This is a genomic window from Heliobacterium mobile (assembly GCF_009720735.1).
In the GTDB taxonomy this organism is placed as follows: domain Bacteria; phylum Bacillota; class Desulfitobacteriia; order Heliobacteriales; family Heliobacteriaceae; genus Heliobacterium; species Heliobacterium mobile.
The window spans coordinates 1-15,947 of sequence record NZ_WNKU01000019.1; the positions used below are offsets into that span (position 1 = coordinate 1).

The following is a 15,947-nucleotide window of genomic DNA, read 5'->3' on the forward strand; positions in this document are numbered from 1 at the left end:
TATTCCATCGGCTATTTTCATATCAATCCCTCGCAATCATTGTCCAATAGTATCTGTATTTTACACTATTTTAGTAAGTTAAAGTCTTTTGTTTAATGTTTGAAAAACCATTAATAGGCAATGAACGTGAAATTCGCTGTTCCGACATCGTTGACGTGCGGGAGTAACCGATATTGCCACAGTCATGCCTGTTTCGCCACGTGTGCCGACAGAACCCATTGCCAATATAATTCCATTCAGATAATATCAGCGAGCCACACGTTGGCACACAGCCCGCAACGTTGCCAACCCAGCCGGTGCGGCAACTGGGTGAGGCGAGTGCGGGGCCGGGGTTGATGGCGTGTTTCATCCACGATAATGTGACTTTAATAATGAGACTATCGGCAGACTGTTTCCCGTATGTCCGTTTGAACAACTGGCCCATATGTCCGTTTGGACAACCGCTAATGATTTCCCATATGTCCAAACGATCAATGTAACTAGAACAACGACATAACTATAGATTACTGTGGTTCCTAACGGTATATAGGTAACTGTACTAGACACCGTAGTTAACTGCTCTGCCCACTGAACAGGGCCCCACAGCATCTCACAGCAATCATACCTTTTTTCCCATAGACATGAAATAGAGGGATACTGGCGGCAATTCCTGTAAGTCACTCGTCACAACTGCGATCTTTTGGGTAACAAAAAACAGTCTGGACCACATAGTCCCAGGCTGTTATTATTTTGGCTATGTCTGAAAATTGGAGGGTAGCAATGTTCGTCAATTACACCTATAATGCCACGGTCACCAGAGTGATCGACGGAGATACATTCGATGCTGATGTCGACCTCGGCTTCAACGTCTTTATAAAGGAAAGGTTCCGCTTGTACGGCCTGAATGCGCCAGAGATTCATGGCGAGGAAAAGGCTAGGGGAGAACAGGCTAAGCTGTGGTTGAAGAATCAAATAGTGGGAAAGTTCGTTACCGTCAATTCCGTTCGGAAAGAGAAGTACGGGAGATGGCTGGCTGTCGTCAACGCAGCGGGGAAGAACGTGAATGATGAGTTGATTGTCGAAGGGCTGGCCGTTCCGTTTATGAAATAAGACCCCCGACGTATGTAGACCTGTAAAAATAAACCTGCTACGATGGTTATATCGTTAGGAGGTGTCGATGTGGATTATAATCAAGCGAAAAGTCGTTTAGCTCCATGCGGACTTGACTGTTCACGCTGTGCTGATTATGACTCTGGAGAAATACAACAAATTAGTTCTCGCCTAACCGAATTGCTCGGAAATTACAGACGCCTAGCCGCTATTAAGGCAAACACATTCCCTGTCTTTCAGAACTATCAGCAGTTTGAGGACGTACTCTCGTATTTTAGCCAAGCATCATGCAGTGGATGTCGTGGAGAAAACGTAAAATGCCCGATTAATTGCCCGGCACAAACTTGTCATAAGGAAAAAGGCGTTGATTTTTGTTTTCAATGCGATGAATATCCCTGCGATAAACCTTTTCCAGACGCGATTGAGAACCGATGGAGAACATTAAATGACCGAATGAAAAAAATCGGCGTTGAAAAATTTTGTATCGAACAAGATAAAAAACCTAGGTATTAATATGGGCGATACGCGGTAAGCACGAGGGATGATTTTCATTTGACCGTCAGTTGAACTGACTCACAAAATTCGAAGAGCTTCGCAATAAACGATGTTGTCGCGGTGACCGATTTGATAATCAAACCGGTTGGCATGAGTAAAATCCCGGTTGATCGTTTGAACAATCGTACAGTTGTCCGTTTGGACAATCGCATAGTTGTCCGTTTGGACATGCGTATAGTTGTCCATTTGAACAACTGTATAGTTGTCCAAACATGCGATGTAACAAGAACCAACGAACAAGAACCAATAAACAAGAAGAAACAGGCAGAGCAGCCAGTAGTGGTTAAATTACCGTGGATGAAAACAAACAACAGCATGATGGCCTGGAATGTCCGTTTGAAAGATTGCGAGAAGACGCTTTGCTGACGAAAGTTGGCAGGGCGTTTTTTATTTTCCCACTGTAGTTGTAGGAATTAACAGGATTGCTGGAAGGAGGTGATTACCTTGTCGAAAGTATACCGGCTGTCTGCCCAGCAGTTGCGAGCCGCTGAAATCTTTGCCACCAACGACATCCACAAAATGACTATGGCTCAAATCGCCGAGGAAGTTGGCGTAACCGATCGGTCCCTATACCGTTGGAAACAAGAACCCGACTTCATCGCATACCAGAATGATGTGGCCGAACGTGTGATGAACGACTTCCTTGCCGAGACTTACACTATTCTCCGAGGTATCGTTCGGACCAGCGGAAGCGACAGTAACAAACTGAAGGCCATTGAACTCGTGCTGAAAAACCAGGGCCGATTGACCGACGTCCAAAAGATTGAGGCGAAGGTTGAGGATTCCCGTTCCAACGAAGCGATCGAAGCTGAGATTGATAACCTCAAGAAGATGCTAGCCGAGATGTAATCAAAGGGTACGAACATTGTTCGGATCCCTGCGAACTCATCCTCTATCATTGCAATAGAAGATGAGAAAGACTAGGAGTGTCGTAATCCAGCCCATATAATTGCCCACTTATCTCTAAAAAAACTCATCATATATGTATAGGAGTTTCTCTTAACTTCTGCTGCATATGGGCCCGATATAATCGTATTATGCAGGATATCAGTTTATTTCGTCGAACATAGGTAAGAAAATAATGCGAAAGCTATCACATGCACAAAAGTTCAAAGGGGGGACTTGCAGCCAATTAGGCTGCCTTCTCTATCCATTGTATTTTAAGCATAGACATAAAAAACACAAAAGTTCACAGCCAGTTCACCAGTTAGACACATTGATTGATTAGAATAAATTAATGGTAGGTACACAATAAGAAAAATCAGGAGGCTTCCTATGCAAACGTTTCGAAACTTCAATACGGCTACAAAAATTATCAGCCTCATCGTACTTATGAGTGTTTTTATGCTGGGAGTAGGGTTCGTTGGTTTCAGTTACACCAATGTAGTAAGTTCAAACATGCAGGCCATGTATCGTGACAGTTTATTACCAGTAAAATGGCTCAACCAAGTACGGGCGGACAACAGATTAGTTGAAGAGTTAACATTGAAAATAATGTTGACCGACCAAGATAAAAATACAGAGAATGTATCATTGAGTAAAATAAACGAGCAGATTCAAGAAATTATTTCCCTTTTAAATGAATATGAAACTACAAACCTAGATTCTTTTGAGTCAGAAAAGCTAGCACTCATTAGAAAGAAACTGGACGCTTATGGGGTGGAGCATCAAAAAGCATTGAATCTAGCTACGAATGGACAGAAAAGTATCGCCTATGCCGAGTTCTCCCAAAATGCGACCCCGCTAATGATGGATGTAAATACTTCTCTCAATGAGTTAGCTGAATATAAGAGTAAAAAGGCTGAGGAGGAAAACAATAACGCCATGATAGGCAGCGCCATGGCGAAAAGAATGATTATAGGAATTACTGTCGTTGCCGCAATCGTATCTTTAGGCCTTGGATTGATTATTTCTAAGGTAATTGCAAATCCGCTCGTCGAAATGGTTGGTCGAATTCAGCAGGTCGCAGAAGGAAATCTATCTATTAATCAGGTGAAAGTTAACTCTACCGATGAAGTAGGTCAACTTGGGATCGCCATTAACACCATGTTAGTAAACATGAGGAAGCTTGTAAAGCAGGTGACTGTATCAGCCGAAACAGTAACCTCGTCATCGGAAGAGCTATCGGCAAGCACAGAACAATCTGCCCATGCGAATAGTCAAGTGGCCATGGCAATTAGTGACGTCGCTCATGGGGCCGCTGAACAGGTAAAAACGATTAATAATACAGCTAGGATTGTAGATCAAATATCAGCAAGCATCCAACAAATCTCAGTGAACACGAACGAAGTGGCGGCCATGTCGGACAGAACCGACGAATCTGCCCAAGACGGAGAAAGAGCCATACATACCACAGTCAGTCAGATGATGAATATTGAGAAGACGGTTATGACGTCTGCGGGAGTGGTAGCAAGGCTCGGAGATAAATCCAAGGAAATCGATCAAATTGTCACGACCATATCGGAAATCGCAGCCCAAACAAATCTTCTAGCATTAAATGCAGCCATCGAGGCTGCCCGAGCTGGTGAAAATGGAAGAGGATTTGCTGTTGTGGCTGAAGAAGTTCGTAAGTTGGCCGAACAGTCACAGGTAGCATCCAAGCAGATCGCCGAACTGATTCGAGAAGTTCAAGAAGATACGCAAAAAGCAGTTGTTGCCATGAGTGCGGGCACGCACGAGGTGAAGATAGGTACAGATGTTGTAAATGATGCAGGAACTGCTTTTAGAGATATTGCTACGTTAATCACCCAAGTATCGGGAAAAATTAGAGAAATATCATCGGCCATTCAACATGTGGCTAGCGGAAGTCAGCAAATCGCTTTTTCTGTCCGTGAAATAGCAAAGATCAGTGATGGTACTGCCAATCGGGCACAAACTGTCTCTGCGGCGACCCAAGAACAATCTGCCGCGATGGAACAAATAGCAGCTTCTAGTCAAAGCCTTTCAAGCATGGCAATGGAATTACAGGCAAGTTTACATAAGTTTAAAGTTTAAATCTTGCATCATGGGCAGCCTCAATGCTGCGACAGCCTATTCAAAAATTTCATAAGACATACTCAGCGCCATTCCTATGGATAGTACATAACCCGTCAGGAGCCACCCCGCCTTCATCGGCCGTCAAGCGTAGCAATAACTCTTGAGCCACCATCGTTACCGTAACCCCCTGTATGAAATGACCCACCCGATCAAAATGATTGCGCTAGTAAACTTATCCAGCCTTTGTTCTTTCTTTGAACATCGAGAGCACGACATCATTGGGGCGAGAGAAAAAGGCATGATTGCATAGGGTTAATATAAAATCACCCTAGCTCCTTACCGAGTAGATAAAGGAGAAGGGTGACTGTAAACAGGCCTATCGAAGTTTTACTGCTGTTCCACTTGCAGCGACCATCAACATTCCTTCACGGATGACTTCGTAATCGATATCGATGCCAATCACTGCATCAGCACCAAGGCGAGCGGCTCGTTCCTGCATTTCACGCATAGCGATCACGCGAGCCTCGTTAAGTTTACTTTCATACGCGCCAGACCTACCGCCGTTAACGTCGGTGATGCTAGCGAAGAAGTCCCTGACCACGTTAGCCCCCATAATAGCTTCACCAGCGACAACCCCTAGATAATCAGTGATCACCCGGCCCTCTACGTTATTCGTAGTGGTAACAATCATTCCAATGATCCTCCTTTCATTCAAGTAAGGCAGCATATTTAGATTTTTGTTATCTCACCAATAGGTTGATTTACATTACCTTCATACAAACCACCATGAAAACAGATAACCGGTTCGATATCGTATGCGGTGAGTACTTGTATTTTACACTATTTTAACCAGCCGATCCTAATGTTTAATCTTTGACCGGTGGCAAGTAAGCCCTGGGATAGCATTAGAACATGCGTTTCGCAATAGGAACATATGTGCTAAACTATATCCAGGAGGTGGTCTTTTGAACCCGAAAGTAAAACGGTTTTACGAGTCCAATTATCTTTGGCGTCCCATGTTACTGCCCGAACATCGTGAAGTAACTCGCATAACTCAAAGGGAATGGTTGAGTAACGAAGAACCAATCCCAGAACTCAACGATATTCGCCTAGAAGAATTGGCTCGGCTGATCGAGTTGGCTGCGAGCGAACAGTGTGAAATAAAGATTCGGATAAGATCGGGACAGTGGATGAGTGGAATCCCCGTCAAATCGAAGTCCGGCAAATTGACGATCCTTTCTGACGACAGGGAACGTGAAATTCGCTGTTCCGATATCGTTGATGTACGAGAATAGTTCATATTTTAAACACAAAATGGACACATTTCGACGTTATACTTATTTTATCCAAAAGTTATATCCTTTTAAGGAGGCACGAGTTATGCTGGATAAGCGACAGAAGATCTCTAAGAAAAGTAAATTAAGCGAATTCATGATAAGGCTCAGCCAAACCGAAACAGGGCAAGAGGCCAGAGAGTTACTTGAGGTGGAAGGAAAGAATTATACGGTGGGTCAATTTTTGACTGCCATAAACTACAGTGATTTTATTTCTCCATCGTGAATCAAGATAAGGCGGACGTTCCTGTATGTCACCTGTGACCAAAGACATTTGAATATTTTGCGAAGAACAGCCTGGGTGGTATATCCTAGGCTGTTTTATTTTTTGACTAGCAGGACTGCCCTTTGGTTGTACAGACTCAAAGTACCCTCGATTAGCCCGAGAAAGAAAAGCGAGTTCGGTAGTTAGCCCTACGCATAACATAGCACTTGTAGCAATAAGATCGAGAAGGGAGACTTGTTCATTAACCTGAAAATCTGCGGAGGTGGTAGAGATGCACGATTATGGTCTTTTTTCAGGTCTCGTCGGATCCGTCATGGGATTACTGGGGATTGTGATTGCCATCGTACCCTTTTGGAAAATATTCAGTAAAGCTGGTTTTTCGCCGTGGTATAGTTTGCTGTTGATTATTCCTATCGTCAACATCATCATATTATTCTTCTTGGCCTTCGCCGATTGGCCAGCCTTAAAACAGCAAAAACAGCCTTACGAATTCGGACCTCAATAAATCATGAAACAGGCGACACGCGGTGAAACATCATTCACCGCGGGGTCGCTTTTTTTGTGACCGAATCGTCCTGGAAGAGAATTTCTCCGCCTTTGTATTCTCTATCTCGTTCCGGTTAGGTATAATTAGTGCATAAAGTTCGTTGGATCAAGGCTTATGGCCAATAAATAAGGTGCTTAGAAATGAGTGTGGTCGTGCATGAAAAGGTCATGGATGCTCTCTTTTTGTCTCATTTTTATGTTATTGTTGACGGGTTGCGGGCAACAGAAAGCTGCCGATTTTATATCCCAGCACTATAGTCTCGAAGCGGCGCAACAAGATGGTTCTGGTTCATCTTCTAAAACGTACCGAGCCGCTCAGACGCCTGTCGGTGAAGTGGCCACAGCGATTGTCAGTGTAGAAAAGCCGACTGAACAATCGGCCTACAACGACGACAAAATGGTTTTGTTGTACAATAATAATTCTATCATCACCGTTACGAAAGATGCCAATCTCCCTCAAGACAGTTTGGTGAATGTAAGCTCTGTTCAGTACGTTAAAGAACACACGGGCAGTGGTTTCTGGCAGGGATATTTGCTTGGTAATACTCTGGAGCGAATCTTTGGATCGAGTCCTTCGACATTCAGTACTCCATCGTACACGCCGAATAATGGCTACCCTTTCCCGTCAAAAAGCGGTTCTTCCAGTTCTTCTGCTGACAGTTCAAAAGGAAAAATAGACGGAACGACCATTAAACCGACCACATCGTCCGGGACGGGTACGGTGACTCGAAAATCGAGCGATACCACTTCAACACCGACAGAGTCAGCACCGTCAAGCGTAAGTGGATCTACATCATCGAAAAGCACAGTCTCCAGCCCTCCGAAAACCACTACATCAGTTCCATCGAAACCGTCCACATCGAGCGGTGTTGGTTCCGTCAAACGAAAATGATTTGAGCGAGACGAAAGCGTTAAAGCGTCTCTGCGGGGTGAAATTGACTTCACCCCTTTTTCGTGCGCTCCCGAGGGAATATAGTACGACATGGTTACTTCATGGGATACCCGCAAAAAACCAACAGCCCTATCGAATGTTATAGATAACCTCCTTATAAAAGGAGTGTTAATTTGAAAAAGACGGAGGACGAGAATGAGAAAAGCGATTACAACAATCATCACCGGTTTCGTAGCAGCTTCCCTATTCTTGACGAGTGGGCTCCCTAGCGCCGATGCCTTTTGGGCGAGGTATTCCACGTCTCAAGCGATTGCGAAGTACAAGGAGTATAGCGATGATTACCAAAAAGACGAAGTAACCAAAGTGGCGAAATGGCGACAATCGTACGCTTCCATCGATGGCAGCTTGGCCGATCAATTGGTTGAGCGGGCCATTTGGTATATGGACCAAGGCTACATGGTTTACGGACATCAATATAAAGGGTATAAAGATTATGGGATTGTAGACTGCTCCAACTTTGTATCTCTCATATACGGTGACTTTGGTTTCGATATAACGACCACCGCAAAAAACTATGGTACTGTAGGTAAGCGAGTTACGGGCGTTTATGCAGCAAAAGAAGGAAAATACTGGACCATTAAAGGGACTGAAAACCTGCGTCCAGGAGATATATTCACCTATTGGAAGACCGATTCGAACGGCAAGAAGTATATCAGTCACGTGTCCATCTACATGGGAATGATCGATGGACAACCTGCAGTCATTGGAACTGCTGACAGCAAAAACCCGACCGCCATCGGCATCGTCAATGATGTTCGATATTGGTGGGGAAGCAACTTGTTTACGGTCCAACGGGTACTGCCGGAAAGCTCATGGACCCCAAGTAAAACTATCGCTGGACACACTGCCAAAGCACCGGTAATCCCGAAGAAATATCAATTACCGCCGCAAAAACCTGTGATCATGCCCGCCCAAGGCAACACAGCTGCAACAAATTAACTGCATAGGAAAGAGCGTTTGTCAGCATGAAAAAAGACCCGCCACCTTCTCAAGAAAGGTTGGCGGGTCTTCCTCTAGTTGACATAGAGAAATCAATCACGGTGAAGGGAAATGGGTACATCTTTCACTGTTGTATTCGCCTCTTGAATCGTCTTCATCTGCGCTTCTTGACTGAACTTGTCCACGAGCACTTTTGCTTTCGGAGAATGGTTTAAGGCTGCCGGTCCGCCGATGCATCCATTGATACAAGCCATCCCCTCGATGAAGTTCTCCGGAAGTTTTCCAGCCTTGGCGATACGCAGCGCTTTGATACATTCTTCGGCACCGTTGCATTTGAGCGGCTTCACGGTAATATCTTTATTGGATTCCTTCAGGGATTGAACGACCGCTTGGGTCACACCACCGGAACGGGCGAAGGCGCGTCCAAAGGGAGACGTTTCCTCCCGGTGATTTTCTTCACACTGAGCCGGATCGATCTCTGAGGCGGAGAGAATCGCCAGCAGTTCTTCGAAGGTCAGCGCATGATCGACGGCGCCGACTACGTCTTCGCGCACCGTTTCCGCCTTTTTTGCGATGCAAGGGCCGATAAAGACGACCTCTGCTTCTGGAGTTTTTGCTTTTAGGTACCGCGCCACCGCGATCATGGGAGAGACGGCAGAAGAGACATGCTCCTTTAACTCAGGGAAGTGTTTCTCAATCATTTCGACAAAAGCGGGACAGCAGGAGGTGGTGAGGAAAGAACCTGCTTGAATTTTTTCTTCCAGTTCGGCAGCTTCCTCTGGAATGATCATATCGGCACCGAGCGCCGCTTCATAGACATCGAAGAAACCGATTTTTTTCAATGCTGTCCGCAGTTGTCCCAAGGTGGCATCTTGAAACTGGGCGACTACTGCCGGAGCTACAATCGCATAGACAGGATGATCTTTGGCCTGCAAGCTTTGGATCACATGGGTGATGAAGGATTTTTCGGAAATGGCACCAAAAGGACAACGATAGGCGCACTGACCGCAATTGATGCATTTCTCTGGGTCGATCTTGGCCAAGCGATCTTCCCCGGTCGTAATCGCTTTTACCGGACAAGCTTTGACACAAGGACGGAGGGTGTCTGTAATCGCGCCATAGGGACAAGCTTGTTTACAACGGCCACATTCGATACATTTTTCTTGATTGATGATCGCTTTGCGGCTGATTTGACCGATAGCGTTCACCGGACAAACTTCCATACAGGGATGGGCGATGCAGCCCCGGCATGCTTCGGTGACGGTAAACCGTTCTACAGGACATTCATCGCAAGCCGTTTCCATGACTTGAATGATGCCGCCGGAAGATCCGCGAACATCATTTCCGCATGCGAGGATGATCCGTTCCCTAAGGACCGCTCGCTCTTTATAAACGCAACAACGAAAGTGAGGCTTTTTTCCTTTAACAATCATGTAGGGGATCAGATCTTTATGCTGATCGAGTGTTTTTTCCATAGACAATTTGGCAACATGGGTCAGAACTTCGTGGCGCAGCAGTTGTACAGTTGTTTCGAATTTTCGTGGCATGATTCGGTCCTCCTTTGATTGCATATATATATTTATCGTTAATCAAAAATAGTTCTGGTAGTGCACGGACCATTATAAAGATGTATGTAACTAAATACAATGATATCCTCTTGGGAAAAAAGCAAAAAAAAGCCGCCCACCATCACAAATGCTGACGGAATAGTTATCTTAATTATGTCAACGACGATTGGATATACGCGATGGTTTGATATAAGCGACGATGGGTTTAATTAGCAGGTAACCCCGCGAATATAATTCGGAAGTATCCGTCGAGCTTCTTTAATAGAACGGCAAGCGAAGTCGAGGTCTACTTTCGCCTTTTTTTGATACAACTGGTAATTGGCTCGGTAAGTTTCCGGTGTGTTGATCAACATGATCGAGTTTGCACCCCACTCCAATGCGAGCCGCTGTCCATCAGGATGCAGCGTAGCCAGGGAAGTGGTGGCAGGAATGAAGGCGCGGCCGCAGAGAAGACGGGTGACAGCGACAGCACGCAGAGTCAGATCTAAGTCCCCAGGCGGGTGATTTTCTAAAGGGGTATGCTCGGCAGGGAGAAAGGGACCGACGCCGATCATATTCGCGCCCAGATCGCGCCAGTACAGGATGTCTTGGGCGATGCTGGCTACCCTTTGACCGGGCAGACCGACGATGCCGCCTGTTCCCAGCAGGAATCCCGCTTCCCGGAGCCAGAGGAGGTGTTGTTTACGCTCTTGCAGATCATCATCAGGATGGACTCGTGCGAAAACTTCCGGATCGGTCGTCTCGATGCGGAGGAGGTAGTTGTTTGCTCCTGCCCGGCGAAAAGCCCGGTAATCTTCTAAGGATCGTTCCCCTAAACTTAAGGTGATCCGCAGGCCGTACTGTTTTTTGATGGACTTGATCAGTTCCACCAGCGATTCTGTGGCCTCCGGCGACTCTTCGCCCGATTGCAGGATGACAGTCCGTATCCCCAAGGCATAAACGTCGCCGACTGCAGCGAGAATAGCTTTGTTGTCCATACGGTAACGGGGCAGTTGCTGATTCCCCTTACGAAGCCCGCAGTAATGACAGTTCTTGCGGCACTGATTGCCGAATTCCACCGCACCTCGGATGTCGACCACATCACCCAACGTTTCTTGGCGCAAAGCATCAGCGGCCCCTTGAAGGGCTCGATGATCAGCCGGAGTGGGAGGGGATAGAAGCTGTTCAACTTCTTCCAGGCTTGGTGCATTCATTTCCCGTACTCGATTCAACAGGTCACCGTAAGCGGCTGTTTCCACTTGTTCCAAAGCGTTCTGCCAAGCTTCTCCGGGAGGGACTGAACGCCAAGGTTCCAACGCCTGCGGATGTAGTCCATGGTTCGAAAGCAGTTCCTGCACTTCCGGACCGTGAAATCCGGAAAAGACGATGGCCGTCGTGCAGACAGGGCCGAACCCTTTCGGGGTGGGGATAAAGTCGCCCTGTACGCCGGAAGACTCCATCAGTTGATGCGCTTGTAAAGTTTGTTGCATCGAGGGGAAGACGACGATCCACCGATCACCCTTTGGCTGCTTCGTCAGAAATTTATCTAACATGAATGTGGCAACGTCCTTTCCAGGCTAGATATAAATATCTCGTTCGCCGCACCGCAGTCGCTCCATTCCCTGCCGCAGCCGTTCGGCTTTCTCCTCAGAAAGTTGGGTCAGCGCTTGCTCGATTACAGCGGCCCCCCTTTTCTGTAATGACTCATCTCCGTAATCGAGCAGGTATTCTTGTAACGTCAAAAGGGCGTTCGGATCGCACATTTGAGCGATATGCCCGGTTTTGGCCAAGGCCATAAAATCTTCACCCGTCCGGCCGCTCCGGTAGCAAGCAGTACAAAAGCTGGGGATGAATCCTTTCTCCATGATGGAGAGCGTTACTTCCGGCAAGGAGCGATGGTCTTCCAGGTAAAACTGGCTTCCTTTGGTTTCAAGATCTTCTGCCTGTTCTGTTCCATCGCGATAACCGCCGGGGGTGGTGGAAGAGCCGGCACTGATTTGGGAGATGCCCAGATGGAGCAGTTCATTTCGAAGTTCCGCTGACTCCCGTGTAGAGAGGATCAGCCCTGTATAGGGAATCGCCAGGCGAAGAACGGCGACGATTTGTTTAAAGGTTTCGTCATCGATCGAATAGGGGACAGTGGTTAAGGCTGATTCAAAGGCTGGTTTCAACCGGGGAACGGAAACAGTATGCGGTCCGGCGCCATAGCGATCCTCTAAGATCCGGGCGTGTTCCAAGAGGGCCAGGATCTCAAAAGGATGATCATAGAGTCCAAAGAGAACACCGAGTCCCACATCGTCGATACCGGCTTCCATGGCCCGGTCCATCGCAGTTAGGCGGTTGAAGTAATCCGCTTTAGGGCCCGATGGGTGCAGATAGGCGTAAGTGTCAGGATGATAGGTCTCTTGAAAGAGCTGATAGGTACCGATTTGGGCATCTTTAAGGATGCGAAAATCGTCGATACTCAAAGGAGCACAGTTTACATTCAGACGACGAATATCGGTGGACGAATAAATCGCCTCGACCATCTGGGCGATAATGGTTGCTGCAGCTTCCTTGGGGTGTTCACCAGCTACTAACAGCAACCGTTTATGTCCCATTGCTTCCAGTTGCATCGCTTGCCGACGGACCTCTTCTACGGTGAGGCTTTTTCGGACCAAGGCTGTATTGGCGCGACGAAAACCACAGTAAAGGCAGTCATTGATACAACGGTTTGACGTATAGAGGGGAGCGAAGAGGACGATTCGTTTCCCGTAAATCTCATCTTTTATTTTTCCTGCTTCTGCAAAAAGAGCAGACCGCCATTCGGGGTTAGATATCGATAAGAGAAGTGCTGTTTCCCGAAGAGATAAGCCCTTTTTTTCCCGGGCCTTTGCCAGCACCTCGTCAAAACAGTTCTGATCCAAGGGAAGGGGATGTTCAAGGGCAGCATGGATGGGAGCTAATGAAATACTCATACATTACCTCTTTTCTCAGGGTCTACAGGGCGTCCTCGTTTATTATAAACCAAAGTGGAGAATCGCCATGAAGATTAATTTTTCTTGCTTGTTTTAACAATAAAAGCCGGGCGTCCGGGTAGCGAACGCGTCGGCTTTTACTGTCTCTCTTCTACATCAACATCTAAATGATTTGAAAAACCCGGTTGAGTCGTGTCAACTCAAAGACTTCTTTAACGACCCCGTGGATTCCTTTGATGACCACATCGCCCCCGCTTTGGCGGGCTCGTTTCAAGACGGTGACGAGTACGCCGAGACCTGAACTATCGATAAAGTTGACGCCTTGCATATCGATAAGAAAATGGACGCCATGATGATTAGCATGTTGGAGAAGCTTTTCACGCAATTCCGCTGCTTCTGTCACTAGAATGCTTCCAGTCAGGGTGACTGTTACCTGATTGTTCGCTGTAACGATGTTCTGAATCATGATGTTCATCCTTTCGTTATTTCGTCCTGATTTTTTGCGTCAGGCGATCCAGTTTGTGGAGCACTGTTTTGGAATGGTGCTCTAATTCAAGGAGCACTCTCTTCGCTTCCTCACGGTTCCCCGATTGATAGGCCAAGACGGCTTTCTTCGCACAATCATGGACTTGCTGGTGAGGTTCTTCAAGGGACATAAAGTTGGGATCCCTTTTCAGCGGGTTGTTTTCATCGTAGTACCATTTACCGAGGCGGCAATGGTGATGGGAAGTGACATCGTCTAAATCCAATCGCTCGACACCGTCGATCATGTTGGAAATACGCAGTTTCCAAAGTAAGTGATCCGATTTGGCGCGAACGAGCAAATCAAAATCGGTCAACTTTTGGGATGAATCATCGACGGTAAACCTCTGTACCGTGTGTAAGAGTGTAGAGGCCATAGCACTCGTCTCTTCCGTGGAGGCGGCGATCGTTTCCATCGAAGCGGAAGCTTCTTCTGTAGCCGCCGCTACCTGTTGTACATGGGAGCTTACATTTTCAATATTGGTTGCGATGGAGTCGATCAATTTGACGATCCGATCGGAACTGGCCACGTTCTCATTCGTCACCTTGACAATCTCTTGAACCGCCCCTACCGTCCGGTTGACAGCCGTGACGATGTTGTCGAGGGCATGACCCGCTTCTTGTACCACACGGAAGCCTTGTTCTACCTCATCGCGGCTTAGTCGGGTAGCTGTGACTGCCGCTTCGGTACTTTCAGCCACTTTTTGCACTAGTTGATCGACTTCCTGAGCCCCTTGGCTCGATTGCTCGGCCAGTTTGCGTACTTCGTCGGCGACAACAGCGAATCCACGTCCTGCTTCGCCCGCCCTAGCCGCCTCAATCGCGGCGTTCAGTGCCAGCAAATTGGTTTGGTTGGCGATACCGGTAATCGTATCGGTGATGGACTGAATTTGCTGGGAGTAACTGTTGAGGGTCGTGATCCAGTTTTCCGTTTCCGTCGTCTTCTCTTTTATTTTCGTCATCCGGGTTACCGTTTCCTCTACCGTCTGCTTACCTCTTTCCGCCGTCGTTAAAGTCATGTTTGAATCGCTGGCTGCCGATTCGGCTTGGTTCTTGGCGATCTGGATGAGGGACGATAGTTCGATCAATACGGATGACGCGTCTACAACAGACCGGCTGCCTTCTTCTGTCTCTCGGGCGACCTCCTGCATGCTGGCCGCTACTTGTTGGAGGGAGGCCGATACTTGCTGACTCGAGGCCGCCATCTCTTCCGAGGCAGCGGCCATTTCTTCGGACGTTTTCCGGATGCCTCTGATCATATCGGACTGGTGGTGCACCATCTGGTTGAAGGTGGCCGTCATGTTGCCAAATTCGTCGGTAGCTGCCACCTCGCCGTGGACCGATAAATTCCCGGCTCCCGCTTGTGTCATCAACAACTGGATCTGCTGAATCGGTTTAGAGATACTACGGACCAGGAGTGTACTTAAGAAAAGGGAGATGACGACGGCAAAGAGGGTAATAGCAACGATAGTATTTATGGACTGGGAAATATCTTTGTCAATATCCCGATTCAACGTTTCAGCTACGTCTGAATTGAAATCAGCGATCTTTTTCCATAACTCATTCTCTTTTTCAAACTCCGGTTTGCTCGTCGACAATAATTTCAGAGCTTCTTCTGAGTTCCCGGCTAAGGCAAGATCGATGATCTTCTTTTGATTGATATCGTTACGTTCTGCTAAGCTCTTTACCGAACGAAGCGTTTCCAATTCAAAATCGAGCAAGTATGTCTTCTCATAGTCATGTGACAGTTGTGCGACTTTATGTTTATTGTCAGTAATCTGCTTTGCCAGGGAAGAACGTTTATTGATGTCAGAAGTTAAAAGCATCTCAAGCAATTTCGATTCGCTGTCATGACTGAGAGACCCTATTTCATTGAGCCATTTAACAGGCAAGAGCCGATCATTGTACATTTGCTCAGCATAAACGTCAATTTTACTCATGAAAAAATAGCTGACTGCTCCGGTACCGGCTAATAGGAAAATGACACCTGCAATCAAAAGTAGGATTTTTTTCGTAACATTTAGGTTACGGAGCCAATTCACTGGATCAACCCCTTTCAAATAGTGAATAACAACATAATCAAAGGCTTTTTCTTAGTTTATCATAGGTTAAACCTCCCAGCCAGTGTGGGAGGTTTATTTACTTTATTAAACATTTATAACATGAAGTACTTGTAGATTTATAGTTCTACAAACATTATACTGGCACGGTGTCTTATTTGCACTATAGAGAGGGGGATAATGATGCAAATAAAAAGCACCAGACTATATCCGTGGATTCTTTTTGCGGCTTTTTCGCTGGGGG

At 46.7% G+C, this 15,947-nt stretch carries 16 protein-coding genes and 1 pseudogene; 9 read left to right on the forward strand and 8 right to left on the reverse strand.

Annotated elements, in window-relative coordinates; translation table 11 throughout:
* Positions 1-759 precede the first annotated feature (759 nt).
* Together GJ688_RS14025 and GJ688_RS14030 are read left to right on the forward strand one after the other, a co-directional pair.
* Positions 760-1,089: a thermonuclease family protein gene (locus GJ688_RS14025; RefSeq protein ID WP_170291997.1), complete on the forward strand. Its 330-nt coding sequence runs from the start codon at positions 760-762 to the stop codon at positions 1,087-1,089.
* Between the two features lie 69 nt (positions 1,090-1,158).
* Complete coding sequence (locus GJ688_RS14030; RefSeq protein WP_328597375.1) at positions 1,159-1,602, forward strand: DUF3795 domain-containing protein; 444 nt, start codon at positions 1,159-1,161, stop codon at positions 1,600-1,602.
* Positions 1,603-1,662: 60 nt separating this feature from the next.
* Here GJ688_RS14030 and GJ688_RS14035 read toward each other — a convergent pair whose 3' ends face one another.
* A complete protein-coding gene (locus GJ688_RS14035) occupies positions 1,663-1,830 on the reverse strand; it encodes a hypothetical protein (protein ID WP_155477188.1) in 168 nt (55 codons plus the stop codon).
* 258 nt (positions 1,831-2,088) lie between these two features.
* On the opposite strand from GJ688_RS14035, the gene GJ688_RS14040 reads away from it, so the two are divergent.
* Positions 2,089-2,493 carry a phBC6A51 family helix-turn-helix protein gene (locus tag GJ688_RS14040; protein WP_155477189.1) on the forward strand — a complete coding sequence of 135 codons (405 nt, stop codon included), beginning with the start codon at positions 2,089-2,091 and terminating at the stop codon, positions 2,491-2,493.
* Positions 2,494-2,919: 426 nt separating this feature from the next.
* Entirely contained in the window at positions 2,920-4,638 is a 1,719-nt protein-coding gene (locus GJ688_RS14045; RefSeq protein ID WP_155477190.1) for a methyl-accepting chemotaxis protein, read from the forward strand.
* Between the two features lie 49 nt (positions 4,639-4,687).
* Here GJ688_RS14045 and GJ688_RS21055 read toward each other — a convergent pair.
* A pseudogene (locus tag GJ688_RS21055) lies at positions 4,688-4,831 on the reverse strand (hypothetical protein); the annotation flags it as partial.
* 165 nt (positions 4,832-4,996) lie between these two features.
* The gene (locus GJ688_RS14055) at positions 4,997-5,311 is read right to left on the reverse strand and encodes a YbjQ family protein (protein ID WP_155477192.1); all 315 of its coding nucleotides are present in this window, start codon (positions 5,309-5,311) and stop codon (positions 4,997-4,999) included.
* A gap of 274 nt (positions 5,312-5,585) precedes the next feature.
* On the opposite strand from GJ688_RS14055, the gene GJ688_RS14060 reads away from it, so the two are divergent.
* The 5 genes from GJ688_RS14060 to GJ688_RS14080 all read left to right on the forward strand — a co-directional run bounded on the left by GJ688_RS14060 (position 5,586) and on the right by GJ688_RS14080 (position 8,617).
* Positions 5,586-5,915, forward strand: a complete 330-nt coding sequence (locus GJ688_RS14060) for a hypothetical protein (protein WP_155477193.1) — start codon at positions 5,586-5,588, stop codon at positions 5,913-5,915.
* A gap of 85 nt (positions 5,916-6,000) precedes the next feature.
* On the forward strand, positions 6,001-6,180 hold the full coding sequence (locus GJ688_RS14065) for a hypothetical protein (protein ID WP_155477194.1): 180 nt from the start codon (positions 6,001-6,003) through the stop codon (positions 6,178-6,180).
* A 271-nt stretch (positions 6,181-6,451) separates the two neighbouring features.
* Positions 6,452-6,685, forward strand: a complete 234-nt coding sequence (locus GJ688_RS14070) for a hypothetical protein (RefSeq protein ID WP_155477195.1) — start codon at positions 6,452-6,454, stop codon at positions 6,683-6,685.
* A 198-nt stretch (positions 6,686-6,883) separates the two neighbouring features.
* The gene (locus GJ688_RS14075) at positions 6,884-7,618 is read left to right on the forward strand and encodes a DUF4247 domain-containing protein (protein WP_155477196.1); all 735 of its coding nucleotides are present in this window, start codon (positions 6,884-6,886) and stop codon (positions 7,616-7,618) included.
* Positions 7,619-7,813: 195 nt separating this feature from the next.
* Positions 7,814-8,617: an NlpC/P60 family protein gene (locus GJ688_RS14080; RefSeq protein WP_155477197.1), complete on the forward strand. Its 804-nt coding sequence runs from the start codon at positions 7,814-7,816 to the stop codon at positions 8,615-8,617.
* 92 nt (positions 8,618-8,709) lie between these two features.
* Here GJ688_RS14080 and GJ688_RS14085 read toward each other — a convergent pair whose 3' ends face one another.
* The 5 genes from GJ688_RS14085 to GJ688_RS14105 all read right to left on the reverse strand — a co-directional run bounded on the left by GJ688_RS14085 (position 8,710) and on the right by GJ688_RS14105 (position 15,685).
* Positions 8,710-10,164: a 4Fe-4S dicluster domain-containing protein gene (locus GJ688_RS14085; protein WP_155477198.1), complete on the reverse strand. Its 1,455-nt coding sequence runs from the start codon at positions 10,162-10,164 to the stop codon at positions 8,710-8,712.
* A gap of 230 nt (positions 10,165-10,394) precedes the next feature.
* Positions 10,395-11,717, reverse strand: coding sequence for a [FeFe] hydrogenase H-cluster radical SAM maturase HydE (gene hydE / locus GJ688_RS14090; protein WP_155477199.1), 1,323 nt, complete (start codon positions 11,715-11,717; stop codon positions 10,395-10,397).
* Between the two features lie 24 nt (positions 11,718-11,741).
* Entirely contained in the window at positions 11,742-13,121 is a 1,380-nt protein-coding gene (gene hydG, locus GJ688_RS14095; RefSeq protein WP_155477200.1) for a [FeFe] hydrogenase H-cluster radical SAM maturase HydG, read from the reverse strand.
* A gap of 163 nt (positions 13,122-13,284) precedes the next feature.
* The gene (locus GJ688_RS14100) at positions 13,285-13,587 is read right to left on the reverse strand and encodes an STAS domain-containing protein (RefSeq protein ID WP_155477245.1); all 303 of its coding nucleotides are present in this window, start codon (positions 13,585-13,587) and stop codon (positions 13,285-13,287) included.
* A gap of 16 nt (positions 13,588-13,603) precedes the next feature.
* Positions 13,604-15,685: a methyl-accepting chemotaxis protein gene (locus tag GJ688_RS14105; protein WP_170292000.1), complete on the reverse strand. Its 2,082-nt coding sequence runs from the start codon at positions 15,683-15,685 to the stop codon at positions 13,604-13,606.
* Positions 15,686-15,947 lie beyond the last annotated feature (262 nt).

Coding starts and splice junctions, on each gene's coding strand:
- GJ688_RS14055 (WP_155477192.1), bottom strand. CDS start 5,311: ATGATTGTTACCACTACGAATAACGTAGAGGGCCGGGTGATCACTGAT.
- hydG (WP_155477200.1), bottom strand. CDS start 13,121: ATGAGTATTTCATTAGCTCCCATCCATGCTGCCCTTGAACATCCCCTT.
- GJ688_RS14085 (WP_155477198.1), bottom strand. CDS start 10,164: ATGCCACGAAAATTCGAAACAACTGTACAACTGCTGCGCCACGAAGTT.
- hydE (WP_155477199.1), bottom strand. CDS start 11,717: ATGTTAGATAAATTTCTGACGAAGCAGCCAAAGGGTGATCGGTGGATC.
- GJ688_RS14045 (WP_155477190.1), top strand. CDS start 2,920: ATGCAAACGTTTCGAAACTTCAATACGGCTACAAAAATTATCAGCCTC.
- GJ688_RS14080 (WP_155477197.1), top strand. CDS start 7,814: ATGAGAAAAGCGATTACAACAATCATCACCGGTTTCGTAGCAGCTTCC.
- GJ688_RS14100 (WP_155477245.1), bottom strand. CDS start 13,587: ATGATTCAGAACATCGTTACAGCGAACAATCAGGTAACAGTCACCCTG.
- GJ688_RS14035 (WP_155477188.1), bottom strand. CDS start 1,830: ATGGACAACTATACGCATGTCCAAACGGACAACTATGCGATTGTCCAA.
- GJ688_RS14025 (WP_170291997.1), top strand. CDS start 760: ATGTTCGTCAATTACACCTATAATGCCACGGTCACCAGAGTGATCGAC.
- GJ688_RS14070 (WP_155477195.1), top strand. CDS start 6,452: ATGCACGATTATGGTCTTTTTTCAGGTCTCGTCGGATCCGTCATGGGA.
- GJ688_RS14065 (WP_155477194.1), top strand. CDS start 6,001: ATGCTGGATAAGCGACAGAAGATCTCTAAGAAAAGTAAATTAAGCGAA.
- GJ688_RS14075 (WP_155477196.1), top strand. CDS start 6,884: ATGAAAAGGTCATGGATGCTCTCTTTTTGTCTCATTTTTATGTTATTG.